Origin of the sequence: Nocardia sp. NPDC060255, assembly GCF_042727395.1 — a bacterium.
GTDB lineage: Bacteria > Actinomycetota > Actinomycetes > Mycobacteriales > Mycobacteriaceae > Nocardia.
Map to the genome: position 1 here is coordinate 1,181,196 of NZ_JBHXAU010000001.1, position 23,881 is coordinate 1,205,076.

At 68.1% G+C, this 23,881-nt stretch carries 22 protein-coding genes; 13 read left to right on the top strand and 9 right to left on the bottom strand.

From position 1 onward, the window contains the following. Window positions 1–45: 45 nt before the first annotated feature. Window positions 46–762, bottom strand: coding sequence for a hypothetical protein (locus tag ACFWF1_RS05455; protein ID WP_379281994.1), 717 nt, complete (start codon window positions 760–762; stop codon window positions 46–48). A 343-nt stretch (window positions 763–1,105) separates the two neighbouring features. Between ACFWF1_RS05455 and carD the strand changes: the two genes are divergently transcribed. From carD to ACFWF1_RS05485, 6 genes are all read left to right on the top strand, one after another. Beyond that, window positions 1,106–1,594: an RNA polymerase-binding transcription factor CarD gene (carD, locus tag ACFWF1_RS05460; RefSeq protein ID WP_011206964.1), complete on the top strand. Its 489-nt coding sequence runs from the start codon at window positions 1,106–1,108 to the stop codon at window positions 1,592–1,594. Window positions 1,595–1,596: 2 nt separating this feature from the next. Further along, window positions 1,597–2,322, top strand: coding sequence for a 2-C-methyl-D-erythritol 4-phosphate cytidylyltransferase (gene ispD / locus ACFWF1_RS05465; protein ID WP_379281995.1), 726 nt, complete (start codon window positions 1,597–1,599; stop codon window positions 2,320–2,322). Between the two features lie 2 nt (window positions 2,323–2,324). Then, window positions 2,325–2,792, top strand: coding sequence for a 2-C-methyl-D-erythritol 2,4-cyclodiphosphate synthase (gene ispF / locus ACFWF1_RS05470; protein WP_357380339.1), 468 nt, complete (start codon window positions 2,325–2,327; stop codon window positions 2,790–2,792). 65 nt (window positions 2,793–2,857) lie between these two features. Next, complete coding sequence (gene cysS, locus ACFWF1_RS05475; RefSeq protein WP_379281996.1) at window positions 2,858–4,288, top strand: cysteine--tRNA ligase; 1,431 nt, start codon at window positions 2,858–2,860, stop codon at window positions 4,286–4,288. Further along, window positions 4,288–5,262 (top strand): 23S rRNA (guanosine(2251)-2'-O)-methyltransferase RlmB, encoded by a 975-nt coding sequence (rlmB, locus tag ACFWF1_RS05480; protein ID WP_379281997.1) that lies wholly within the window; start codon window positions 4,288–4,290, stop codon window positions 5,260–5,262. Before cysS ends, rlmB begins: the two co-directional genes overlap by 1 nt. A gap of 81 nt (window positions 5,263–5,343) precedes the next feature. Continuing rightward, window positions 5,344–5,622 carry a DUF4190 domain-containing protein gene (locus tag ACFWF1_RS05485; protein WP_357379725.1) on the top strand — a complete coding sequence of 93 codons (279 nt, stop codon included), beginning with the start codon at window positions 5,344–5,346 and terminating at the stop codon, window positions 5,620–5,622. Here the strand turns inward: ACFWF1_RS05485 and ACFWF1_RS05490 are convergent. From ACFWF1_RS05490 to kstR, 7 genes are all read right to left on the bottom strand, one after another. Then, entirely contained in the window at window positions 5,619–6,428 is an 810-nt protein-coding gene (locus ACFWF1_RS05490) for an enoyl-CoA hydratase/isomerase family protein (RefSeq protein ID WP_379281998.1), read from the bottom strand. The two genes, ACFWF1_RS05485 and ACFWF1_RS05490, sit on opposite strands and share 4 nt — an antisense overlap. A 55-nt stretch (window positions 6,429–6,483) precedes the next feature. Continuing rightward, on the bottom strand, window positions 6,484–7,656 hold the full coding sequence (locus ACFWF1_RS05495; RefSeq protein WP_379281999.1) for an acyl-CoA dehydrogenase family protein: 1,173 nt from the start codon (window positions 7,654–7,656) through the stop codon (window positions 6,484–6,486). Between the two features lie 831 nt (window positions 7,657–8,487). Further along, complete coding sequence (locus ACFWF1_RS05500; RefSeq protein ID WP_379282000.1) at window positions 8,488–9,357, bottom strand: metal ABC transporter permease; 870 nt, start codon at window positions 9,355–9,357, stop codon at window positions 8,488–8,490. Next, window positions 9,354–10,289 carry a metal ABC transporter ATP-binding protein gene (locus ACFWF1_RS05505; protein ID WP_379282001.1) on the bottom strand — a complete coding sequence of 312 codons (936 nt, stop codon included), beginning with the start codon at window positions 10,287–10,289 and terminating at the stop codon, window positions 9,354–9,356. Before ACFWF1_RS05505 ends, ACFWF1_RS05500 begins: the two co-directional genes overlap by 4 nt. Before the next feature lie 11 nt (window positions 10,290–10,300). Then, the gene (locus ACFWF1_RS05510) at window positions 10,301–11,185 is read right to left on the bottom strand and encodes a metal ABC transporter solute-binding protein, Zn/Mn family (RefSeq protein ID WP_379282002.1); all 885 of its coding nucleotides are present in this window, start codon (window positions 11,183–11,185) and stop codon (window positions 10,301–10,303) included. Window positions 11,186–11,372: 187 nt separating this feature from the next. Further along, a complete protein-coding gene (gene otsB / locus ACFWF1_RS05515) occupies window positions 11,373–13,943 on the bottom strand; it encodes a trehalose-phosphatase (protein ID WP_379282003.1) in 2,571 nt (856 codons plus the stop codon). Window positions 13,944–14,317: 374 nt separating this feature from the next. Continuing rightward, the gene (kstR, locus tag ACFWF1_RS05520; RefSeq protein ID WP_379282004.1) at window positions 14,318–14,965 is read right to left on the bottom strand and encodes a cholesterol catabolism transcriptional regulator KstR; all 648 of its coding nucleotides are present in this window, start codon (window positions 14,963–14,965) and stop codon (window positions 14,318–14,320) included. A gap of 140 nt (window positions 14,966–15,105) precedes the next feature. On the opposite strand from kstR, the gene ACFWF1_RS05525 reads away from it, so the two are divergent. From ACFWF1_RS05525 to ACFWF1_RS05550, 6 genes are read left to right on the top strand one after another with little or no spacing between them, the layout of a single operon-like run. Continuing rightward, a complete protein-coding gene (locus tag ACFWF1_RS05525; protein ID WP_379282005.1) occupies window positions 15,106–17,259 on the top strand; it encodes an acyl-CoA dehydrogenase family protein in 2,154 nt (717 codons plus the stop codon). Between the two features lie 24 nt (window positions 17,260–17,283). Beyond that, a complete protein-coding gene (locus ACFWF1_RS05530) occupies window positions 17,284–18,348 on the top strand; it encodes an acyl-CoA dehydrogenase family protein (RefSeq protein ID WP_379282006.1) in 1,065 nt (354 codons plus the stop codon). Further along, complete coding sequence (locus ACFWF1_RS05535; protein ID WP_379282007.1) at window positions 18,333–19,493, top strand: acyl-CoA dehydrogenase family protein; 1,161 nt, start codon at window positions 18,333–18,335, stop codon at window positions 19,491–19,493. The genes ACFWF1_RS05530 and ACFWF1_RS05535 overlap by 16 nt, the downstream gene beginning before the upstream one ends. 33 nt (window positions 19,494–19,526) lie before the next feature. Continuing rightward, window positions 19,527–20,462, top strand: a complete 936-nt coding sequence (locus tag ACFWF1_RS05540; protein WP_379282008.1) for a bifunctional MaoC family dehydratase N-terminal/OB-fold nucleic acid binding domain-containing protein — start codon at window positions 19,527–19,529, stop codon at window positions 20,460–20,462. After that, window positions 20,459–20,878, top strand: coding sequence for a MaoC family dehydratase (locus ACFWF1_RS05545; protein WP_379282009.1), 420 nt, complete (start codon window positions 20,459–20,461; stop codon window positions 20,876–20,878). Before ACFWF1_RS05540 ends, ACFWF1_RS05545 begins: the two co-directional genes overlap by 4 nt. Beyond that, window positions 20,871–22,049 carry a lipid-transfer protein gene (locus tag ACFWF1_RS05550; RefSeq protein WP_379282010.1) on the top strand — a complete coding sequence of 393 codons (1,179 nt, stop codon included), beginning with the start codon at window positions 20,871–20,873 and terminating at the stop codon, window positions 22,047–22,049. The genes ACFWF1_RS05545 and ACFWF1_RS05550 overlap by 8 nt, the downstream gene beginning before the upstream one ends. Before the next feature lie 8 nt (window positions 22,050–22,057). On the opposite strand, the gene ACFWF1_RS05555 is transcribed toward ACFWF1_RS05550, so the two are convergent. Next, on the bottom strand, window positions 22,058–23,194 hold the full coding sequence (locus ACFWF1_RS05555; protein WP_379282011.1) for an agmatine/peptidylarginine deiminase: 1,137 nt from the start codon (window positions 23,192–23,194) through the stop codon (window positions 22,058–22,060). Window positions 23,195–23,286: 92 nt separating this feature from the next. Between ACFWF1_RS05555 and ACFWF1_RS05560 the strand changes: the two genes are divergently transcribed. After that, window positions 23,287–23,862 carry a TetR/AcrR family transcriptional regulator gene (locus tag ACFWF1_RS05560; protein WP_379282012.1) on the top strand — a complete coding sequence of 192 codons (576 nt, stop codon included), beginning with the start codon at window positions 23,287–23,289 and terminating at the stop codon, window positions 23,860–23,862. Window positions 23,863–23,881 lie beyond the last annotated feature (19 nt).

A 23,881-nucleotide genomic window follows, 5' to 3' on the forward strand; every position in this document is an offset into this window, starting at 1 on the left:
CCGTCTCCGTAAGAGGGCTATACGCCCCGTTGTCCGCAGGTGTGTTCAGTGTCCGCCGGTGTGCTCGGCCTCGGCCGCGCCGGACTTGTCCGACTCGTGCCGCTCGGAGGTGCCCGCGTCCACCGGCACCTGGACCTGGACGGTGCCGTTCTGCTTGAAGTTGAACGCCACGTTGTAGGTGAGGCCCGGCGTGATGTCCTTGGTCAGCCCGGTGATCTCGATCAGGATCGGGTGCGCCTCGGGATCGGTGGTCGCCTCGGCCACGTCGGCGTGCGCGTCGGGCTTGGCCGACGTCGGTGCGGCCGCGCTGGTCGGCGCCGCGCCGTGCGTGTCGCCCGCGGGTGTCGCGGACTTGACCGGCTTGGTGGCCGCGACCACGGTTTGCTGCGGCGCCAGTTCCACCGTCGACTTGCCGGCCGCCGGGGTGATCTTCACGGTGCCGAGATCGGTGGTGAGGCTGGTCAACTCGTCGGGCACCGACGGGCTGTTGTTGATGATCGACAGCGCGATGACCGCCTTGCCGCCCTTGGTGTTGTTGTACTCGGTGCCCTGGGCCGGGAAAACGATGTGCACGTTGCGCAGCGCGATCTTGCCGACGTCGGCGTGGTTGCCGTTGATCGCGGCGACCTGGTCCGCGGTCTGCGAGATCTGGCCCGAGCTACAGCCGGCGAGCACGATCGCCGCACCTGCGGCGAGTGCGGCAACCGGCACCATGCGACGTCGCGCCTTCTTCAGGGCGGTCACAGCTTTCAGGGCAGTCACGGGTTGTCCCTCCATGTCGACCGGGTCACTCCGCAAGGGAGAGTAATAACTAGGCAGCGTAGTAGTTCCCGTCGCAGACCGAGAGCCGGGGCTCGCGACTCGCGGGTCGGTTGGTAACAGATCGGTCGAGCATCGGCGGATCGCGGACGCACTGCCCGCTCGGGTCGGGGGGCTGGTTCGGGGGCAGTGCGGGGAGGTAACCCGTTCTGGCACAACATAATGCACACCGGGCGGTCGTTGTCAAGCCCCACCGCTGCCTCGTTGTGGCCCTGACCTGCACAGTTGATCGCGCCGTTACCGAGTCGCATGTTAAACTGTGAACATCGAAAGGGGCACGGGACACATGATTTTTAAGGTCGGAGACACCGTCGTTTACCCCCACCACGGAGCGGCGCTGATCGAAGCTATCGAGACTCGCACCATCAAGGGTGAGCAAAAAGAGTATCTGGTCCTGAAGGTCGCCCAAGGCGATCTGACTGTTCGGGTTCCCGCAGAGAACGCTGAATACGTCGGCGTACGTGATGTCGTCGGCCAGGAGGGTCTCGATCGAGTCTTCCAGGTTCTGCGCGCGCCGCACACGGAGGAGCCGACCAACTGGTCCCGCCGTTACAAGGCCAACCTGGAGAAGCTCGCCTCCGGCGATGTGAACAAGGTGGCCGAGGTCGTCCGCGACCTGTGGCGTCGAGAGCAGGATCGCGGCCTGTCCGCCGGTGAGAAGCGGATGCTCGCCAAGGCCCGTCAGATCCTCGTCGGTGAGCTCGCGCTCGCCGAGGGGACCGATGACGGCAAGGCCGAGACGCTGCTGGACGAGGTCCTCGCCGCGGCTTCCTGACCGTGAACAAACTCGACAACGGTGCTCGTCTCACCGACGGAACCGTCGTTGCTTTGGTGCCTGCCGCCGGTCGCGGCGTCCGCCTGGGTGAAGCCACACCCAAGGCGTTCGTCCCGGTCGGCGGCAGCCCTATGGTCCGACTCGCCGTCGAAGGTTTGATCGCCTCCGGAGCGGTCGACCGGATCATCGTTATGGTTCCCGCCGAATTCGTCGAGAGCGCCGTTGCCCTGCTGCCGCCCTCGGATTCGGTACACGTGGTCGTCGGCGGCGCCGAACGCATCGACTCGGTGCGGGCAGGTCTCGCCGCCGCACCCGAGGCCGCCTACTACCTCGTGCACGATGCCGCGCGCGCCCTCACCCCGCCCGAGCTCATCGCCCGGGTCGCCGCCGAGTTGCGCGCCGGCCACCTCGCCGTGGTCCCCGCGCTTCCGGTCGCCGACACCATCAAGTCCGTCGACGCGGCGGGCGCGGTCACCGGCACGCCGGACCGCGCGCAACTGCGCGCCATCCAAACTCCGCAAGGCTTCGCCGGCGAACTGCTGCGCTCGGCCTACCTGTCCGAGGGTGTGCAAGCCACCGACGACGCCGGGCTGGTCGAACTGCTCGGCACCCAGGTGCACACCATCCCCGGCGACCCCTTGGCTTTCAAGATCACCACCCCGCTCGACCTGCTGCTCGCACACGCGGTGCTCGACGGCGCGGACCTACGCCGGGCGGTGGCCCAGTGAATATGCGAGTCGGCATCGGCAGCGACGTCCACCCCATCGAACCGGGCCGCCCATGCTGGATGGCCGGACTGCTCTTCGACGGCGACGACGGCTGCGCCGGACACTCCGACGGTGACGTCGCCGCCCACGCACTCTGCGACGCACTGCTGTCCGCGGCGGGGCTCGGTGACCTCGGCTCGGTCTTCGGCACCGACCGCCCGGAATGGGCGGGCGTCTCCGGCGCTGCCATGCTGAAGGAAGTGCGCAGGCTGCTCGGCGAGGCGGGCTTCGAGATCGTCAACGCGGCGGTCCAGGTGATCGGCAATCGACCCAAGATCGGACCGCGCCGCGACGAGGCCCAGCAACTGCTCGGCGAGCTGCTCGGCGCCCCGGTCTCGGTTTCCGGCACCACCACCGATGGCCTCGGACTCACCGGTCGCGGCGAGGGCATCGCCGCCATGGCGACCGCTCTGCTACAAGCCTGTCGCTGACCCAGCTCCGGCGGACCTGAACCGGGTCCGTGAACAGGCTTATCTACCAGCTAGGATCGAACGCCGTGACGCTGCGCCTCTTTGACACCGACACGCGAACCATGCGCGACTTCGCGCCCCTGGTCCCCGGCCGTGCCTCGGTGTACCTGTGTGGTGCCACCGTGCAGGGCGCGCCACACATCGGTCACGTGCGCAGCGGCGTCGCCTTCGACGTGCTGCGCCGCTGGCTGCTCGCGCACGACTACGACGTGTGGTTCATCCGCAACGTCACCGACATCGAGGACAAGATCCTCACCAAGGCCGCCGACGCGGGCAGGCCGTGGTGGGAGTGGGCGGCCACCTACGAGCGCGCCTTCGACGACGCCTACGAGACCCTCGGCGTGCTGCCGCCGTCCGTACAACCGCGCGCCACCGGCCACATCACCCAGATGGTCGACATGATGCAGCGGTTGATCGAGCGCGGCCACGCGTACGCCTCCGAGGGCAACGTCTACTTCGACGTGGTGAGTTACCCCGACTACGGCAGCCTGTCCGGCCACCGCCTCGACGACGTGCACCAGGGCGAGAGCGCGGGCGAGGGTAAGCGCGACCCGCGCGACTTCACCCTGTGGAAGGCCGCCAAGCCCGGCGAGCCGACCTGGCCGTCGCCGTGGGGCCCCGGCCGTCCCGGCTGGCATCTGGAATGCTCCGCGATGGCCGAGTTCTACCTCGGCCCCGAATTCGATATCCATTGCGGCGGAATGGATCTGGTGTTCCCGCACCACGAGAACGAGATCGCCCAGTCCAAGGCGGCGGGCGACGGCTTCGCCCAGTACTGGCTGCACAACGGCTGGGTGACGATGGGCGGGGAGAAGATGTCCAAGTCGCTCGGCAACGTGCTCTCCGTGCCGAACGTGCTCACCCACGTGCGCGCCGTGGAGCTGCGGTTCTACCTCGGCAGCGCGCACTACCGCTCGATGCTGGAGTACTCGGACAAGGCGCTCAACGACGCGGCCCAGTCCTATCAGCGGATCGAGGCGTTCGTGCACCGGACCGTCGATCGCGCGGGCGAGGTCCCGGTCGGCAAGTGGACCGACGCGTTCGCCGCGGCCATCGATGACGACCTCGCCGTGCCGAAGGCGCTGGCCGAGATTCACCGCGTCGTGCACGAGGGCAACAAGGCGCTCGAGGCCGGTGCGATCGACAGCGCACGGGACCTGGCCGGACAGCTCCGCGCCATGCTCGGTATCCTCGGTGTCGACCCGCTGGATCCGCACTGGTTCACCCCACGCGACTCGTCGGCGGCACTCGGCGCGCTCGACGTGCTGGTGCGCGCCGAGCTCGACCGCCGTCAACAGGCGCGAGCAGACAAGGATTGGGCGAGCGCCGATGCCGCCCGCGATCGATTGCAGGCAGCCGGAATCGAGGTCACCGACACGCAAAATGGTCCCGAATGGGCCCTTGGCGCTGCGCCGCAGACGGCGCCGGACGCGCTACAACCTGGAAAGGCCAAGTAATGGCAGGCAATTCGCAGCGTCGTGGTGCGATCCGCAAGGGCGGGACCAAGAAGGGCGCCGTCGTCGGCTCCGGCGGTAAGCGCAGGCGCGGGCTCGAGGGTCGCGGCGCGACCCCGCCCGCCGAGGCGCGCACCAAGCATCCCGCGGCCAAGCGGGCCGCCGCCGCGGCGAAGGCCGCCGCCAAGGGCGGTCCGCGCGGCAGCTCGGGTCGTGCGGCCGGCCGCAAGGACGACGACAGCCCGGAAATGGTGCTCGGCCGCAACCCGGTGGTCGAATGCCTGCGCGCGGGCGTGCCCGCCACCGCGCTGTACGTCGCGCTCGGCGCCGAGAACGACGAGCGGCTGTCCGAAAGCGTGCAGATGGCCGCCGACGCGGGCATCTCCATCCTCGAGGTGCCGCGCGGCGACCTGGACCGGTTGAGCGCCAACGGCATGCACCAGGGCGTCGCCCTGCAGGTGCCGCCGTACCGCTACGCGCACCCGGACGACCTGCTCGCCGAGGTCCGCAATTCGCCGGAGCCCGCGCTGCTGGTGGCACTGGACAACATCACCGACCCGCGCAACCTCGGCGCCGTGATCCGCTCGGTCGCCGCCTTCGGTGGCCAGGGCGTGCTGATCCCGCAGCGGCGCAGCGCGAGCGTCAGCGCGGTCGCCTGGCGCACCAGCGCCGGTGCCGCGGCCCGGCTGCCCGTCGCTCGCGCCACCAATCTGACTCGCACACTGAAGGATTGGGCCTCGCAGGGCATCCAGGTGGTCGGCCTCGACGCGGGCGGCGACACCACCCTCGACGACTTCGACGGCCGCGAACCCACCGTCATCGTGGTCGGCTCGGAAGGCAAGGGCCTGTCCCGCCTGGTCCGGGAGAACTGCGACTCGATCCTCGGCATCCCGATGGCGGGCCCGGTCGAATCCCTCAACGCCTCGGTCGCCGCAGGCGTCGTGCTCGCCGAAATCGCGCGCCAGCGCCGTTCTTGATACTGCGCCGCAAGCGCGAAACGCCCCTCGGCACACGGCAATAGACGCGGCGGGGCGGGCGCGCACCGTAGAATTCGGCTCGTGGTGATACCCAACCAGCCCATCGGGAATCCGGTCGAGCATCCGAACGCGACGGCGGTGCTGTGGCTCGGTGCGGCGAGCGTGCTCTGCTGTGGCGTGCTCGGACCGGTGGCATGGGCGATGGGCAAGCGGGCGCTGGATCAGATCGAGGAATCGCACGGCGCCTACGGTGGGCGCGTCCAGGTGGTGGTCGGCTACATCCTCGGCATCATCGGCACCATCATGATGATCGTCTTCGCGCTGCTCTATCTGATGATCCTGCTCGGCGGCAACGCTTAGTCGAGGCTGGGGCGTTCCTGGTCACCCCGGTCGTCCCAGGCCGGCCACTCCTCGCTGACGCTGCCGGTCCAATTGGGTTGCCTGCGTTCCTTGAACGCCGCCATCGCCTCGCCGCCGTCGATGCTCTTGGTGACGTGCTCGTTCAGGTCGGTCTCCAGCTGCCCGACCATGGCCGGGCTCATCCCGAGCCCCTCCCACAGCAGCCGCTTGGACATCGCCACCGGCAGCGGCGCGGAGCCGTTGGCGATGTCGTGCGCGATGGCCAGCGCCATCGGCAGCACCTCGCCGCCCGGCATGCAGCCGTTGGCCAGGCCCATCGCCTTGGCCTCGTCGCCGTCGAAGGTGCGACCGGTCAGCATGATGTCGGCGGCATTGGCCATGCCGACCAGCCGGGGCAGCGTCCAATGCGAGTAGCCGTCGGCGAGTACGCCGCGCCGGACCTGGTTGAGCCCGTAGACCGCGTCCCGCGCCATGTAGCGCAGGTCGCACTGCAGCGCGAGGGCCAGGCCGATGCCGACCGCGTGCCCGTTCACCGCGGCGATCACCGGCTTGCGCACCCGCCACGGCGCGGGCTCGATGGTGGCGCTGACGTCGCCGACCCGGCTGGATAGATCCGCGCCCGCGCAGAACGCGGGCGGGGTGCCGGTGATCACGACGACCCGGACGTTGTCCTCGACATCGCAGCGCTGCAACGCGGCACTCAATTCGGCGGCCATCGCCGGGGTGAAGGCGTTCTGCTGAGCGGGCCGATTGAGCGTGAGCACGGCGATGCCCGCGGAGACATCGACGTGCAGTTCCGAACTCATGCCAGCGATGTTAGTCCAGGACGCCCCGCCCTGACCCTGGCCCGAAAAACCTCGCTCAACCACGCAGTACTTTGCGTCCGATCGCGTACTTGTGCACCTCGGTCGGACCGTCGTAGAGGCGGAAGGCGCGGATGTCGCGGAAGATCATCTCGACCACCGTCTCGTCGCTGATGCCGATGCCGCCCAGCACCTGCACGCACCGGTCGGCCACCTTGAACAGCTCCTCGGAGACATACGACTTCGCGATCGAGCTCTCGTGCCGCGCCTTCTCGCCCTGGTCCATCAGCCAGCAGGCGTGCCAGATGGTCAGCCTGCACTGGTGCAGCGCGATCTCATTGTCCGCCAACATGAACGACACGCCCTCGTGCTCGCCGATCGGCTTGCCGAACGCGGTGCGGGTGCGCGCGTGCTCCACCGCGATGCGCTGCGCCCGCTCGGCCGCGCCGAGCCAGCGCATGCAGTGGGTGAGCCGGGCCGGGGCCAGTCGCAGCTGGGCGTAGCGCAACGCCTGGCCCGCGTCGCCGAGCAGCGCCGACTGCGGCAGCGTGAGGTTGTCGAAGCGGACGACGCCGTGCCCGGCCACGTAGTTGCGGTCCATTGTGTTCATGGTGCGTTCGATGATGATGCCCGGCTGGTCGCCGTCGGTGAGGAACAGCGTCGGTCCGGCGGGCAGGTGCGGGTTCTCCGCGAGCCGGGCCATGATGATCCACGTCTTGGCGCCGTTGGCCCCGGTGATCAGCCATTTGCGGCCGTTGATGGTGAAGTTCTCGCCGTCGAAGGTGGCGGCGGTGGCCAGCTGGGCCGGATCCGACCCCGCGCCGTCCGGTTCGGTCATGGCGAACACCGAGCGATGCTGTCCGGCGATCATCGGCGCGAGGTGGCGCTCGACCTGCTCCGGGTTCGCCACCTTGGACAGCAGGAACATATTGCCCTCGTCCGGCGCCGCGCAGTTCATCGCGATCGGCCCGAGGGTGGACCAGCCCGCCGCCTCGTAGATCACCGCCTGCTCGATATGCGACAGCCCGCGCCCGCCGAGCGACTCCGGCGCCTGCACGGTGAGCAGCTTCTCGGCCCGGGCCAGCTCGACCAGTTCCTGCCGCAACTCGTCGGTCGGCCCGTGCGCGGTGAGCCGCGGATCTCGCTCGAACGGAACAATCTTATCGATGACGAACTGACGTACCCGATCACGTTCGGCAGCGAGCTCGGCGGGCATCGAGAAGTCGATCATCGTTGGTCACCAATCGTTCGGGGGCGCGTGCGTCGAGCATACGAAACCCAGGCAGACCGACTGAAGGCACCCGCCCTCAACGCCCTGGCGGGCCGATACCCGAACACTATTGACCGCGTACCGCAGAAACGTAGAGATCCCCGGCCAACCTTCTCCCTCGCCGCAAAATCCCACCCCGCCAGGCCAGCCGTACACCCTTTCGATATGCCGTACACCCGCTATACCGGGTGTACGGCATATCGAAAGGGTGTACGGCCACCACAAAGGGCGCGCATCGGATACCAGCGACCCTCCAAACCTCACACGACACGCTCACTCCCTTCCAAAGCGCTCGAGAACAGCACCACAGCCAGTCCTCCCGCTCCCAACCCGCACCTCTACTACCCAAGCCGCGGTAGAGAAGGTCGGGGACCCCACCTGACGCGCCCAGCACTACTCCGGTCATTTGATGAACCAGTCGAAAACCTCTGAGAGAGCACACAATCGGAGATCTCTCGGTGCACCATCCCGGACCAGTACACGCAGAGACCCTCGGAAAGGTGGACCTATCCGGGCAAGTGCTACTTAGAACTCCAGAGGTGGACAGTCCATAGAAGCTGAAGACCTATCCACATTTTCCCGTGAGTAGTGCTGGGCGCGTCGCCTGCCGTACCCGGCTTTAGTTATCGGTCAGGTGCGCGATGTCGCGTTCCCGAGGTGGTCATCGGCTTGTGGTCGCGTCGCGAGACCCCCAGTCTAGTGAAACCCGTTGGTGTGGAAGGGGTTTCACAGAGAATGCATACCCCTCACAAGGGGTATAGCTGCTGTGAAGGGTGTGGAGGCTCTGTGGGTTCAGCGGGCTCGGGCTAGGTGGCGGCGGCGGGTGCCGACTACTCGGCTGACCAGGTAGATCAGGAACGAGATCGTTGTGACGAACGTCGACACCGGTACGCCGGGGGCGAGTGACAGCAGGATGCCGCCTACTGCGGCGATTTCGGCGAAGACGACCGCAAGTATCGTGGCTCGCACGGGGTTCGCTGTCAGCTGTGCGGCTGCGGCGGCGGGGGTGATCAGCAGGGCGAGTACCAGTAGTGCGCCGACGATCTGTACTCCGAAGGCTGCGGTGATGCCGAGCAGTACTGCGAACACGATCGACAGCGCGCGTACCGGAACGCCCCGTGCCACTGCTACTTCCGGATCGGAGCTGGCGAACAGCAACGGGCGGTAGACGATCGCGAGGACCGCGAGTACGCCGACGGTGCAGGCCGCGAGCAGGGTGATGCCGTTGTTGCCCACGCTGACCACCTGTCCGGTCAGCAGCGAGAACTTCGAGCCTGCCCGATCCGGGCCGAGCCACAGGAACAGCACGGACAATCCGAGACCGAACGACAACACCACCGCGATCACCGAATCGCGTTCGCGGGCACGCGTTCCCAGCAACCCGAACAACACCGCTGCGACCACCGACCCGGCGATCGCACCCACGCCGACGCCGATCCCGGCGAGCAGTGCCGCGGCCGCGCCGGTCAGCGACAGCTCGCTGGTGCCGTGCACCGCGAACGACATCTGCCTGCTGATGATCAACGGGCCGATCACTCCGGACAGCAGTCCGAGCAGCGCGGCGGCGAGCACCGCCTGCTGCACGAAGTCGTAGGACATCAGATTCGCGGTGGTGCCGAAGTCGAACATCTTGCCGAGCACATCGGAGAGCTTGTCGATCATGAGCGGACCACGCTCGAATCCTGTTCGGCCACAGCGACTACCGGGACGTCGACGCCCGCGTCGCCGTGGCAGTGCGCCCCGGCCGTGCCGAGCGCGTCCATCGTGTCCCCGGTCCCGACGACCACCAGCCGCCCGCGCACCCGCAGCACATCGACCTCGGTCTGATACAGCTCCGACAGCACCGCGGAGGTCATCACCTCTTCCGGCGTGCCGATCCGGAACTTGCCGTCCACCAGGTACAGCACCCGATCCACCAGCGGCAGAATCGGATTGATCTCGTGCGTCACGAAAAGTACTGCGGTGTCATGGGTTCGCCTGCGCTTGTCGATCAGCTCCGCCACCAATCGCTGATTGGCCAGGTCGAGGCTGAGCAGCGGTTCGTCGCAGAGCAGCACCTTCGGATCGCCGACCAGCGCCTGCGCCACCCGCAGCCGCTGCTGCTCGCCGCCGGACATGGTCTCGAGCGGCGCGTGCGCGAACCGCTCCGCGCCGACATCGGCGATCGCGGCCGCGACCCTGCGCTTGCGGTCGGCTCGCGCCCGGAGCCCGAGCCCCCAGCGGTGGCCGTCGTAGCCCAGCCCGACCAGGTCGACACCGCGCAACTGCACCCCGGCGTCGATCGTCTTCTGTTGCGGCACATACCCGATGTCGGGGTTGCCGGTTCGCGCCGGCGCGCCCGCGACCTGTGCGGTGCCCGCGCTCAGCCCGAGCTGGCCGAGCAGCACCTTCAGCAATGAGGTCTTACCGGATCCATTGGGCCCGAGCACGGCGACGAATTCGCCCTGCGCCACTTCGAGATCCAATTCCTGCCAGAGCGTCCGGTCGCCGAACGACAACCGCGCCCCGTCGAGCCGGACCGCCGGGGCGCCATTCGAAAGCGCCTGCCGCCGTATCTGTTCGGTGTGTTCGGTCACCGCGACCCCCTGTTTCATCGCAGTGCTCGTCAACTCAACGCCGCGCTCAGCGCCTGGGCATTCTTGGTCTGCCACTGCAGGTAATCCATTCCGGCGGGCAGGGTTTCGGTCACCTCGACGACCTTAAGTCCGCTCGACTGCGCCACCGACCGGAGCTCCTTGGTGATCTTGTCCTGCGTCTGCACGTTGTAGACCAGCGCGCGAACCTGCTTGCCGGTCAACAGCTCCCGGGTCGCGGCAACCGCGGCGGGCGCCGGATCGGTCTCCTGCTCGATGGCCTCCTGGAACTCGTGCGGCGTCCGATCCTCGACCCCGGCGGCGAGCAGCAGGTAGTGCGCCAGCGGTTCGGTCTGCAGCACCGGCGTTTTCGGGTGCTCGGCGGCCAGCTTGCCCGCGATCGCGGTGATTCCGGCCAGTCCGCTCTTGAAGGTGGCGGCGCGCTCGGTGAAGCCGCTCGCGGCGGCGGGGGCCAGCTCGCCGAGGCTGCCCGCGATCCGGTCCGCGACCGCGGCGACGGTGCTCATGTCGTAGAAGACGTGCTCGTTCTGGTCGTTCTTGTCCGGGCGGGCCTCGAACGCGTCCACGGTGCGCTTGTTCCGCCCCGCCGCCGCCTTCGCGGCGAACTCGTCGTAGCCGCCGCCGTTGTAGACGACCAGGTCGGCGTCGCGCAGCTTGGCCGACTCGACGGCCGAGGTCTCGTGCGAGTGCGGGTCGGCGGACGGGTCGCTGATGATCGATTCGACCGTGGCGTCCGGTCCCGCGATCGTCGCGGCGATATCGCCCCAGACGTTGGTGGAGGCGATGACGGTCGGTTTACCCGAATCCTTCGAATCGCTGCCGCAGGCGGTCAGCGAGAGTGCGGCGACAACCCCCACGGCGACACCGGCGAACCGTATGGCAATGCTTGTCTTCACGCGGGGGTACTCCTGTGACGCTCAACAGCTGGTGACGCACTCGAGCGGGTGACACAACGCAGCTTAATGGAAATGGTTTCTGTTTCACTTTAGCAACTGCGCGCCGCTGAGACGAGTCCGGGCCCGCCGACCGGGACGCGCGCTGGCGCGGCCGTCGACGGGCCCGGGAGAACCGAGAGGGATCCGGTTAGACGAGCACCTCCACCGACTGCCCGAGCAGCTGCGCGCAACGCAGCAGGCCGAGATGGCTGTAGGCCTGCGGATGATTGCCGAGCGAGCGTTCGGCCACCGGGTCGTACTCCTCGCTGAGCAGGCCGGTCGGTCCCGCCACATCCACCAGCTGAGCGAACAGCGCCTCGGCGTCCGAGCGCTTGCCGATCAGCAGGTACGCCTCGACCAGCCAGGCCGCGCAGAGGTGGAAGCCACCCTCGCCGCCGGGCAGGCCGTCGTCGTGGTGATACCGGTACACCGTTGAGCCGCTGCGCAATTCGGCCTCGGTCGCGACGACGGTCGCGGCGAAGCGCGGATCGGACGGATCGATCAGGCCGCTCAGCCCGATGTGCAGGGTGGCCGCGTCCAGGTCGGTGCCGTCGTAGGCCGCGGTGAACGACTGGACCTCGTCGTTCCAGCCCTTGGACTTCACCTCGTCGGCGATGGTGTCGCGCAGCACCGCCCAGGCCGGATCGACCTCACGCGCGAACTTCTGCGCCAGGGTCAGCGCCCGGTCCACGGTCAGCCAGCCCATCACCTTCGAGTACACGTGATGGCGCGGGTTGCCGCGGATCTCCCAGATGCCGTGGTCGGGTTCCTGCCAGCGCCGCTGCACCGCGGAAACCATGGCGCGCACCAGTTCCCAGTCCGCGTCCGGCAATGCCGCGGCCGGATCGGTGATGCCCTGGATCTCCCGCGCGTGCGACAGGCTCGCGATCAGATCGACGATCGGACCGAACACGTCCAGCTGCACCTGCATGTTGGCCGCGTTGCCGACCCGGACCGGCCGCGAACCCGCGTAACCGGGCAGTTGGTCGATCACGGCCTCGGGCGGCAGCGTCTCGCCGTACAGCGTGTACAGCGGGTGCAGCCGTTCCGGTCCCGGCAGCGTCTCGAGCACCTGATGCACCCAGCCGAGGAAGGCCTCGGCCTCGCCGAGCGAGCCGAGCGAGACCAGCGCCTGCGCGGTGAGCGACGCGTCGCGCAGCCAGCAGTAGCGGTAGTCCCAGTTGCGTACGCCGCCAATGTCTTCCGGCAGCGATGTGGTGGCCGCGGCCAGGATGGAACCGGACGGCGCGTGCACCAGCCCGCGCAGCGTGAGGGCCGAGCGCTTCATCAGATCCGGCTTCAGCGGCGGCAGCTGCAACGTGCCCGCCCACTGCGACCAGTAGCCCTCCGCCAACCGCCGCCGCTCCAGCTCGTCGGTCTTGGCCGGCTTGAGATCCGAGGTGCCGCAACGCATTTCCAGCACGATCGGGCCCTTGGACGGGTCGACGACGGCGCGCGCGGAATCGTGCGTGCCGTCGCTGAGGATCTCCCAGGACAGTCCGGGCGAGCGCAGCACCATCGGGTCGTTGGTGCCGAGCACCCGCAGCCCGTTCTCGGTCGCCTCGATGCTCACCGGCACCTGGCCGAATTCCGGTCGCGGCGCGAACGTCACGACGGCCTTGGCGGCACCGGTGATCACCCGGGTCAGGTCGGTGCGCGTCGCGGGCACGTCGTGCGGCAGGTAGTCCACCACTTGCAGCTTGGCCCAACGGGTTTCGACCGTCATGGTGCTGTCGATGTAGCGCTGCGAGAGCGGCAGGCCTGGTCGCTCCGGCTCGATGGTGAAGTGCCCGGCCTGCGGTCCGCCGAGCAGATGCGCGAACACCGCGGCCGAATCCGGCTCCGGGTGACAGAACCAGGTGACCGTCGCGTCCGGCGTCAGCAGCGCCACCGAGCGCGGGCTGGCCAGCATGGTCAGCCGCTCGATCCGGGGCGCGCTCGCACCGGCCAGCCAGGTGCGCCGCTCCTCGAGCAGGAATGCGAGCGCGCACGACACGGCCTCGGTGCTGTCGACCCGGTGCTTGGCCTGGCTGTCGCCCTCGCCGACCTTGATGCCGAGGTCGGGACCGGACAGCACGCGGAAGGCCTTCTCGTCGGTCACGTCGTCACCGAAGAACACCGCGGCGGACGCGGCGGCCTGATGCCGGATGGTGTCGAGTGCGGTGCCCTTGTCGGTCTGCACCACGGCCAGCTCGATGACGGCCTTGCCCTCGGTCACCTGCACGCCGAACCACAGCGCCGGACCCTGCCGGACGTTGGTCAGCGCCCGGTGGCCGATCTCCGGGCTCGCGTTGCGCACGTGCAGCGCGACGCTGGCCGGTTTGATCTCGACGGTGACGCCGGGGTTTTCCGACGCGACCTGGGTCAGTGCCGTCTGCACCTCTTGGAGCAGTTGTTTGGCATCGTTGTCGATGGCGTGCACGAAACCCACATCGAATTCCGAGCCGTGGCTACCGATCAGTTGGACTTCGACCGGAAGTCGCGACAATGCCGCGAGATCCCGCAGTGCGCGGCCGGAAATGACCGCGGCGGTGGTACCGGTGAGTCCGGCGAGCGCGCGTAACGCACTCACCGATTCCCGGTGTGGAAAGGCCTTCGCCGGGTCGGAAACGATGGGCGCAAGCGTCCCGTCATAGTCCGAGGCAACCAACAGTCTCGGCACTCGCGCGACTGTCGACAGTGCACGACGAAGTTCCAGTGGCAGATCCTGTGCGCTCACGCATCCAACCTAGTGATCGGAGGAGTTTTTTCATGGGCGGGCAGAACAATACTGGGTTAGATTTGCCGCACCGACGCCCGCCGCTATGCGTGCGCTGTATCTAATTTTCCGCCCGATCGCACCGGAGTGCGCGGCGACCGCCCGAAGTCGGGTCCGAGCGGCCACAACCGGTCACTTCTTCGCGTGCGCTGCGATCATGCCGATGTGCGATGGGTAGTGCACGGGCCCCGCAAAACTCGCGCAACCCGGCTACACCGAGCAGCGGCCACGGACGCGAATTCTGTGCGCCCGGGCCGCCTTCGGCTCGAATGTGATCTTCCGCACGAACCCGGCATCCGCTCAGGATTTGCCGGGTATGAGCTGGCTGTCCGAATCTAGGAGCGGTCGCCGAGCAGCAGATCGACGGTGAGCTCGAGCCGCTCGGTCACATCGGTAGCCGAGGCGCGCCGGGTCAGCCAGGCGACCAGGTTCGACAGCCATACATCGCTGATCACCCTGGCGATGGCCAGCTGGCGTTCGTCGGGTTCGCCGTCGTTCATGGCGCGGGCGAAGACCCGATCCATCACCTTGCCGACCCGATCGACCTCGGCGGCCGCCGACGCGTCGGCGAACATGAACGCCCGCGTCATCGCCTCGGTGAGCAGCGGGTCGCGCTGCATCATCCGGGTGATCTGCTGCAGCAGCAGGTGCATGCGCTCCTGCGGCGACTGCCCGGCAAGTGGCTTGCGCTTGCCTTCGATCTGCTCGAATTCCCGGGAGAGCGCGGACACCAGCAGGTGCACTTTCGAGGGGAAATACCGGTACAGCGTCCCGACTGCGACATCGGCGCGTTCGGCCACGGCACGCATCTGCACCGCGTCGTAGCCGCCCTTCGAGGCCAGCGCCAGCGTCGCGTCCAGAATCCGCTTACGCCGTTCCCGCTGCGCGGCCGAACTCAGCTCGTCCTCGCTGAGCGTCGTGACCGTCGCGGTAGCCGGGGCCGCATTAGCGTCGGTCGGCTGCGATCGGGAGGGACTGGCCATCGGTGAGAGTCCTTTCCGGAGACGTCGTTCGTGGTACTGGCCCGAGTATCGGCTCGGCGGTCGTCTCTTGACTTCCGCACAGCTAGGATATTAGAACATGTTCTAGGTGTGGGAGTCACGCCGGGAAGGCGGTACGGAGTGTGACCATCGCCACCACTGACGAGCATAAAGCCGTCCAGGAGTCGATGCGTGGGTGGGCCGGATCGGTGCGTCCAATTGCAACAATGCGAACCGATCAGAGCGCCTTCTGGCGCGCGTATTGGCCCGGTCTCGCCGATCTCGGCATCTTCCGGGTCGCCGTGGCCGAGGACGCGGGCGGGGCGGGCGGCTCGGTCGCCGATCTCGCCGTGCTGGTCGAGCAGGCCGCGCACGATCTGGTCGGCGGGCCGGTGCTGGCGACGGCGCTGGCCAATCTGATCACGGCGGGCCGGCTCGATGAGCAGCTGCCGTGCGGGGTCGCGCTGGACTTCGTCGTCGGCGCCCAGGTCAGCGTACCGGCCGCGAACGGCGAGTTCTCGCTTACCGGTTCTTGGGATTCGGTGGTCGGCGCGGCACCGGAAACCGCTGTGCTGCTACCGGTTTCCGCGCCGGACGGGCAGCGCTGGGTCTTGCTGCAGCCGGACACCGAAGGGCTTCGGGTCGAATCGCTTTCGCCGCTCGACCTGAGCACGCCGCTCGCTCGCGTGCACTGCGCCGATGTGCGAGTGCCGGCCGATCAGATCTTCGCCTCGCCGCACGCGGTCGAGGATCTGGTCGTGGTGCTGGCCGCCGCCGAACTGGCCGGCCTCGCGGGCTGGTGCCTGGAAACCGCGGTCGAATACGCAAAGGTCCGTGAGCAATTCGGCCGCAAGATCGGCTCGTTCCAGGCCGTCAAGCACATCTGCGCCTGGATGCTGTGCCGGACCGAGTTGGTCCGTGCCGTCGCGGCCGACGCGGCGGCCGCGGTGGACGAGGGCGGCGCGGAGCTGCCCGTCGCGGCCGCGATCGCCGCCGCCATCGCGCTGGACGCCGCGGTCGAGACCGCGAAGGACTGCGTTCAGGTGCTCGGCGGCATCGGCTTCACCTGGGAGCACGACGCGCACCTGTACCTGCGCCGGGCGGTTGCCTTGCGTCAGCTGCTCGGCGGTTCGGCGCGCTGGCGGGCCAGGGTGACCGAACTGACCCGCGCGGGTCGGCGCCGCACCACCGGAGCCGATCGCGTCTTCGCCGCCGAAGGTGTTGCGGCCGTGGACGGCAGCAGCGCCGACGAGCTGGCGGCGGAGGTGGCCCGGATCGCCGCGCTGCCCGTCGACCAGCAGCGGGACGCGCTGGTCGACGCCGGTCTGGCCATGCCGCACTGGCCGCATCCGTACGGTCGCGGTGCGGATCCGATGACCAGCCTGCTGATTTCCGAAGAACTGCGTCGCGCCGGACTCACCGCGCCCGACTTGGCGATCGGCGGCTGGGCCATCCCCACGCTGCTGCAGCACGGCACCCAGGAGCAGATCGAACGCTTCGCCTGGCCGACCCTGCGCGGCGAGGTCGTGTGGTGCCAGCTGTTCAGCGAACCCGGCGCCGGGTCCGACCTGGCCGCGTTGCGCACCACCGCCAAGAAGGTGGACGGCGGCTGGGTGCTCAACGGGCAGAAGGTGTGGACCTCGTTGGGCGACAAGGCGAACTGGGCGATCTGCCTGGCGCGCACCGACCCCGACGCGCCGAAACACCGCGGCATCAGCTACTTCCTGGTCGACATGCACAGCGCCGGACTGGAAGTGCGTCCGCTGGTGCAGATCACCGGCGAGGCGCGCTTCAGCGAGGTGTTCCTCGACGACGTCTTCGTCCCGGATGACGGCGTGGTCGGTGCATTGAACAACGGCTGGAAGATCGCCAGGTCGACGCTGTCGACCGAGCGGGTGGCGATGGGCGGCAACGGCATCGGGCCGGTGCTCGAAGAACTCATCGCGAAATCGCCCGCCACCGGACCCGGTGCGGAATTGGTGAACGACCGACTTGGCGGATTCGTCGCCGATGCGATTGCAGGTTTACTGCTCGAGCAGCGCGCCGCCGTAAAAATGTTGGCAGGCGCCGATCCCGGCGCGCAGAGCAGTGTGCGCAAACTCGTCGGGGTGCGGCATCGCCAGGCCGTTGCGGAATTCGCCGTCGAGACGGCAGGTCCCGCGGGTGCACAGGACACTGAAGTGGTAAAAGAATTCCTGCTCACACGCTGTTTATCGATTGCAGGCGGCACCGAACAAATCCTGCTGACCGTTGCCGGTGAGCGGATTCTCGGCCTACCGCGCGACGCAGGCAGCTAGCGACGAGTCGACTGGAGATTAAGCATGGATTTCACCAGGGACGAGGGCCAGGACGCGGTGGCCGAGGTCGTCGTGAGTTTATTGGAGCGCGAACCGGCCCGTGATTACGCGTTGTGGCCGAGCCTGATCGACAGCGGGCTGCTGTCGGTCGCGGTGCCGGAGCGTTTCGGCGGTGACGGCATGGGCCTGCCCGAGGTGTCGGTGCTGCTGACCGAATTGGCGACCGACGCCGTCGCGGTGCCCGCGTTGCCGACGTTGGGCTTCGGGCTGCTGCCACTGCTGTCGCTGCTGCCGGACAACCTGGCCGAGCGGGTGTTTCCCGAGGTGGCCAAGGGCGCGATCATCACCGCGGCACTGAGCGAGCCGACCGCGCCGTTCGCGGTCAAGCCGGAGACGGCCGCCGTCGCCGACGGTGACTCGGTGCGGATCACCGGCCACAAGATCGCCGTGCCATACGCGGAGGAGGCCCGCTGGCTGCTGGTCCCGACCAATTCCGGTATCGCACTGATCGATTCGGACGCCAAGGGTTTGATTCGGGTACCGTCGCCGGTCTCCGGTGACATCCCCGAATGCACGCTGCGGCTGGACCGGGTGCAGATCCCGGCGGAACAACTACTACCCGGTGGCCTGGCCGACCTGCACCGACTAGCCCTCGCGTCGATCGGATCCGTCGCGGACGGGCTGCTCAAGGGCGCGCTGGTCATGACCGCCGAACACCTGCGGACCAGACGCCAATTCGGCAGGCCGCTGGCCGAATTCCAGGCCGTCGCCCAGCAGATCGCCGATCTGTACGTCGTCTCGCGCACCCTGCATGTCGCCGCGGTCTCGGCGAATTGGGCACTGGCACAGGACGATTCCAGCCAGCAGCACCAGGCGCGGATCGACGACGACCTCGACGTCCTCGCCTACAGCGTGGCCGCCGACCTACCCGCCGCCATGCAGAAATGTCATCACCTGCACGGTGGTCTCGGCGTGGACATCACCCACCCGATGCACCGCTACTACGCACAGGCCAAGGACATCGCTCGCTGGCTCGGCGGCGCATCGTTCCGACTCGATCGACTGGGGGCCAGATGTTCATCGATCTGACCGCCGAGCAGCGTCAGCTGCGCGGCGAATTGCGTTCGTACTTCGCGGATCTCGTGACGCCCGACGAGGAAGCCGCGATGGCGGTGAACCGGCACGGCGACGCCTACCGCGACGTGGTGCGCCGGATGGGCCGCGACGGCTGGCTCGGCGTCGGCTGGCCCAAGCAGTACGGCGGGCAGGGCTTCGGCCCCGTCGAACAGCAGATCTTCTACAACGAGGCGGTGCGCGCGGATGTTCCGCTGCCGCTGGTTACGCTGTTGACGGTCGGCCCGACGTTGCAGCAGTTCGGCACCGACGCGCAGAAGAAGCAGTTCCTGCCCGGAATCCTTTCCGGCGATATTCATTTCGCGATCGGCTACTCCGAACCGGAGGCCGGCACCGACCTGGCCTCGCTGCGCACCTCCGCCGTGCGCGACGACTCCGGCGACTGGATTGTCAACGGGCAGAAGATCTTCACCACCGGCGCGCACGAGGCCGACTTCATCTGGCTGGCCTGCCGCACCGGAACGGTCGAGTCGCGACACCGCGGCATCACCATCCTGATCGTGGACACCACCGATCCCGGCTACTCCTGGACGCCGATCATCACCTGCGACGGCGCGCATCACACCAACGCAACGTATTTCGATGACGTCCGGGTGCCCGCCGACATGCTGGTCGGCGCGGAGAACGCGGGCTGGCGGCTGATCACCACCCAGCTCAACCACGAGCGGGTCGGCCTCGGCCCGTCCGGCAAGATCGAGCAGCTCTACGACCGGGTGCGCGACTGGGCGCAGCCGCGTGGCGTGCTCGGCGAGATCGATGTGCGCCGTTCGCTGGGCCGCATCCACGCCATGGTCCGGTTGAACGAGCTGTTGAACTGGCAGGTCGCCGCGACCGTCGACGGCGACCAGGCCGGCGTGATCGCGGACGCCTCGGCCACCAAGGTGTTCTCCACCGAATCGCTGCAGGAGGCGGGCCGGCTGGCCGAGGAGATCGTCGGCCGCTACGGCGATCCCGCCGAGGCGGGCACCGCCGAACTGCTCACCTGGCTGGACCGGCGGACCAAGCAGAACCTGGTGGTCACCTTCGGCGGTGGTGTCAACGAGGTGATGCGCGAATTGGTCGCGACTGCCGGGCTGAAGCTGCCGCGAGTACCCAGATAGCCATCGCAAGTGCTAGTCGAGAAGGAGCCGCGCGTGCCGGAAACCACCAGTCCGGAAGCGATTGTCGCCGAGGCCGAACGGATCAAGGCGGCCGGTGATTGCACGCCGCGTCTCGCGCGTGATCCGGTGAACCAGCCGATGATCAACAATTGGGTCGAGGCGTTGGGCGACACCAATCCCATCTACGTCGACGAGGCCGCCGCTAAAGCCGCAGGGCATCCGGGCATCGTCGCGCCGCCTGCCATGGCGCAGGTGTGGACCATGTTCGGGCTGAATGGTGTTCGCCCACTGGATGATCCGATGGGTGAGGCGACCGAGCTGCTCGATGCCGCCGGGTACACCTCGGTCGTCGCCACGGATTGTCAGCAGACCTATCACCGGTATCTGAATGTCGGCGAACAGGTGTCGGCGACCAGTAGGTTGTCCGAGATCCGCGGGCCGAAGCGGACGGCGCTGGGGGAGGGCTGGTTCGTCACCTTCCTGACCAGTTGGCACGTCGGTGACGAGCTGGTCGCCGAAATGCTGTTCCGGCTACTGAAATTCGCGCCGCGCACCGCCGCACCGCCCAAGCCCGCCGGTGAACGGATCAAGCCGCTGGTCTCCTGGGACACCGAATTCTTCTGGGAGGGCACGAAAGCGGGCGAACTGCGCGTCCAAAAGTTGCCCGACGGTTCGCTGCGGCATCCGCCGATCCCGGCCCTGTGGAAGGACAAGTCGGAGCAGACCGACTACGTCGTCGCCTCGGGGCGCGGCACCGTATTCAGCTACGTCGTGCACCACGCGCCGAAAGTGCCGGGGCGGCAACTGCCGTTCGTGGTCGCGCTGGTCGAATTGGAGGAAGGGGTGCGCATGCTCGGCGAGCTGCGCGGGATAGATCCCGCGGAAGTCCAAGTGGGGCTGCCCGTTCAGGTGGAGTTCGAGAAACTCGACGACGACGCGACGCTGCCCGTCTGGCAGGTGATCGCATGACGACGACCGTCGTACCGACCTCCGTGCAGGTCGGTACCGTGCTGCCCGAACTGGTGATCCTCGCCGATCCGACCTTCGTGGTCAGTACGGCCCTGGCCACCAGGGACTTTCAGGATGTGCACCACGACAGGGACAAGGCGGTCGCCCGCGGTTCCAAGGACATCTTCGTCAATATCCTCACCGACACCGGCCTCATCCAGCGTTTCGTCACCGATTGGGCTGGGCCGCACGCGGTGCTGAAGTCGATTTCGCTGCGTCTCGGCGTGCCGCTGTACGCCAACGACACGCTCACCCTGACCGGCACCGTCACCGCCATCGACGGCGGCGACATCCACATCGACGTAGTCGGCAAGGACAGCCTCGGCGACCATGTCACGGCGAAAGCCGTTATCGCTTACCGGAGTACGAATGAGTGAGCAGGGCATCTCGGGCCGCGCGGCCATCGTCGGCATCGGCGCCACCGACTTCTCCAAGGATTCCGGCCGCAGCGAATTGCGCCTGGCCGCCGAGGCGGTCACCGCGGCGCTGGCCGACGCGGGCCTGACCGCCGACGACGTCGACGGCCTGACCACCTTCACCATGGACACCAACACTCAGGCCGCCGTGGCCAGGGCGGTCGGCATCCCGCAGCTGAAGTTCTTCAGCCACATCGGGTATGGCGGTGGCGCGGCCTGCGCCACCATCCAGCAGGCCGCCATGGCGGTGGCCACCGGCGTCGCCGAGGTGGTCGTCGCCTACCGGGCCTTCAACGAGCGTTCGGTGTCGCGGTTCGGGCAGTTCTCCACCGCGCTCGCCTCGGCTCCCACCTCGTCGGGGATCGACGCGGGCTGGTCCTACCCGCAAGGCCTCGGCACGCCTGCCGCGCAGGTCGCCATGGTGGCCAGGCGCTACATGCACGTATACGGCGCCACCAGTGCGGATTTCGGTCGGGTCGCGGTGGCTGACCGCAAGCACGCCGCAGTGAACCCGGAGGCCTTCTTCTACGGCAAGCCGATCACCCTGGAGGACCACCAGAATTCGCGGTGGATCGCCGAGCCGCTGCACCTGCTCGACTGCTGTCAGGAGTCCGACGGTGGTGTCGCCATCGTGGTCACCAGTGCCGAACGCGCCCGCGACCTGCCGCAGCGTCCGGCGGTAATCACCGCCGCCGCACAGGGTTCCGGCGCCGATCAGTACGTGATGACCAGCTACTACCGCGACGCGATGTCCGGCCTGCCGGAGATGGGACTGGTCGGCGACCAGCTGTGGGCCCAAAGTGGTTTGCGCCCTGACGATATGCAGGCCGCCATCCTCTACGACCACTTCACCCCGTTCGTCCTCATGCAGCTGGAAGAACTCGGTTTCTGTGGCCGCGGCGAGGCCAAGGACTTCATCGCCGACGGCGCCATCGAGGTCGGCGGCAGGCTGCCGCTGAACACGCACGGCGGACAGCTCGGCGAGGCCTACATCCACGGCATGAACGGCATCGCCGAGGCGGTACGCCAGATTCGCGGCACCTCGGTGAACCCGGTGGCGAACCTGGAGAACATCGTGGTCACCGCGGGTACCGGCGTACCGACCTCGGGTCTGGTGCTCAGCGCCAACTGAGCCGAGGGCTAGCGCAGCGGTGCGCCCGGCTGATCGTGCGTCGAGCAGTGGATGCCACCGCCGCCCGCGGCGATCTCATCGATCGGGACCGGGACGATGTCCCGGCCCGGCAGGTGATCCCGCAGGATGCCCTGCGCGCGATCGTCGGCCCGCCGGTCGCCGAATTCCGGCAGGAACACCGCGCCGTTGGCGATGTAGAAGTTCGCGTAGCTGGATACGAACTCATCGCCCTGGCCGGTGATCTGATCGGGGTCGGGCTGCGGCAGATCGACGACCGTCAGCTTGCGCCCGCGCGCGTCGGTGGCCTCCGCGAGCACCTGCCGGGCCTGCTCGCTCGACCGCGACCAGGAGTCGGCGGGCGAACCGGGAAACGCAGTGTCCAGCAGGACAACTCCGGGCGCCACATACCGCACCAGGCAGTCGATGTGCGCATCGGTGATGTCCTCGCCGCGCACGCCCGCGCACCAGATCACCTTCTCCAGGCCGAGGGTCTGCTTCAGCTCGGCCTCGAGCTGGTCGCGGCTCTTGCCGGGATTGCGGTTGTCGTTGACGATCGAGCTCTCGGTGACGAGCAGGGTGCCCTCGCCGTCGGTCTCCAGTGCGCCGCCTTCGGCGATGAAGGGAGCCCGGTACCGAGGAATCCCATAGCGTGACAGCAGTTTCCGGCCGAGCGGGCCGTCATTGTCGTGCCCCTGCTTGTTACCCCAGCCGTTGAAACCGAGATCGACGCCGACCACCTTGCCCGCTTGCTCGACGAAGACCGGGATGGTGTCGCGAGCCCAAAGGTCGTCCACCGCAAGGGAAATCACCTCGACGCCACTGCCGCAGGCGCGCTGTGCCGCGTCGCGCTGATCGTCCCTGGCCAGCATGACGACGTGCTCGTACTCGGCGATCTCCTGCGCTAGCCCGGCGATGTCCTTGCGGACGTCGCCGAGGTATCGGCCCCAGATCGCCGCCTGGGCAGGCCAGGACATGAACGTGCGCGCGTGGCTCTCCCATTCGGCGCCGAAGCGGCCACCGGGCCCCGCCGGGGCCGGCTCGGGGGCGCTGGGATCGCCCGGGGTGGACGGCTCGGACGAGCCGCATGCCGAGACGCCTGCGGCGAGCAGGCCGGCGAGGACGCTGAAGGCAGATCGGCGGGACATGGGGTTCTCCATCACGGGCTCCGATAGTCGATGATCCTGGTTACAGATCCTGACTGAAATTTCAGTCAGGATTACACGGTACCATTGACCCCATGTCTCGTCGTGATTCGATCCTGGAGTCGGCTGCCCGCGTGGTCGCGCAGCGCGGTATCCGTGGCCTACGGGTGGAGGAGCTGGCCGAGGCGGCCGGTGTCTCCACCTCGCTGATCTACTACCACTTCAAGGACCGGGCGGGCCTGCTCGCGCAGACCCTGGACTTCATCAGCACCCGGGCCGAGCGCTACACCGAATCCGATGTCGACGCCGCCGCCGACCCGCGCGGCCATCTCGAACAATTGCTGCTGCTCGAGTTGCAGGACACCCCGCTGGTCATCGAGAACAGCACCGGGTGGGGCGAATCCCGCGCCACCGCCGTCTTCCAGCCGGAGCTGCGCGAGCAACTCCGCGCCGCCACGGTCCGCTGGATCGACTGTTTGAGCGCGCTGATCCGCAGTGCCCAGGATCTGGGCACCGTCCCCGCCGATCTCGCTCCCGCCGATGCCGCCGAACGGCTGACCGCACTGGTCGAGGGCGTGAGCATGCGCTGGCTCAGCGGCACCCTCGAACTCGCCCGCGCCCGCGAATTGGTGCGCGGCGCAATCGCTCTCGAACTGGGCGCGCGCAGGTAAGTTCGAATCGGCACCATCG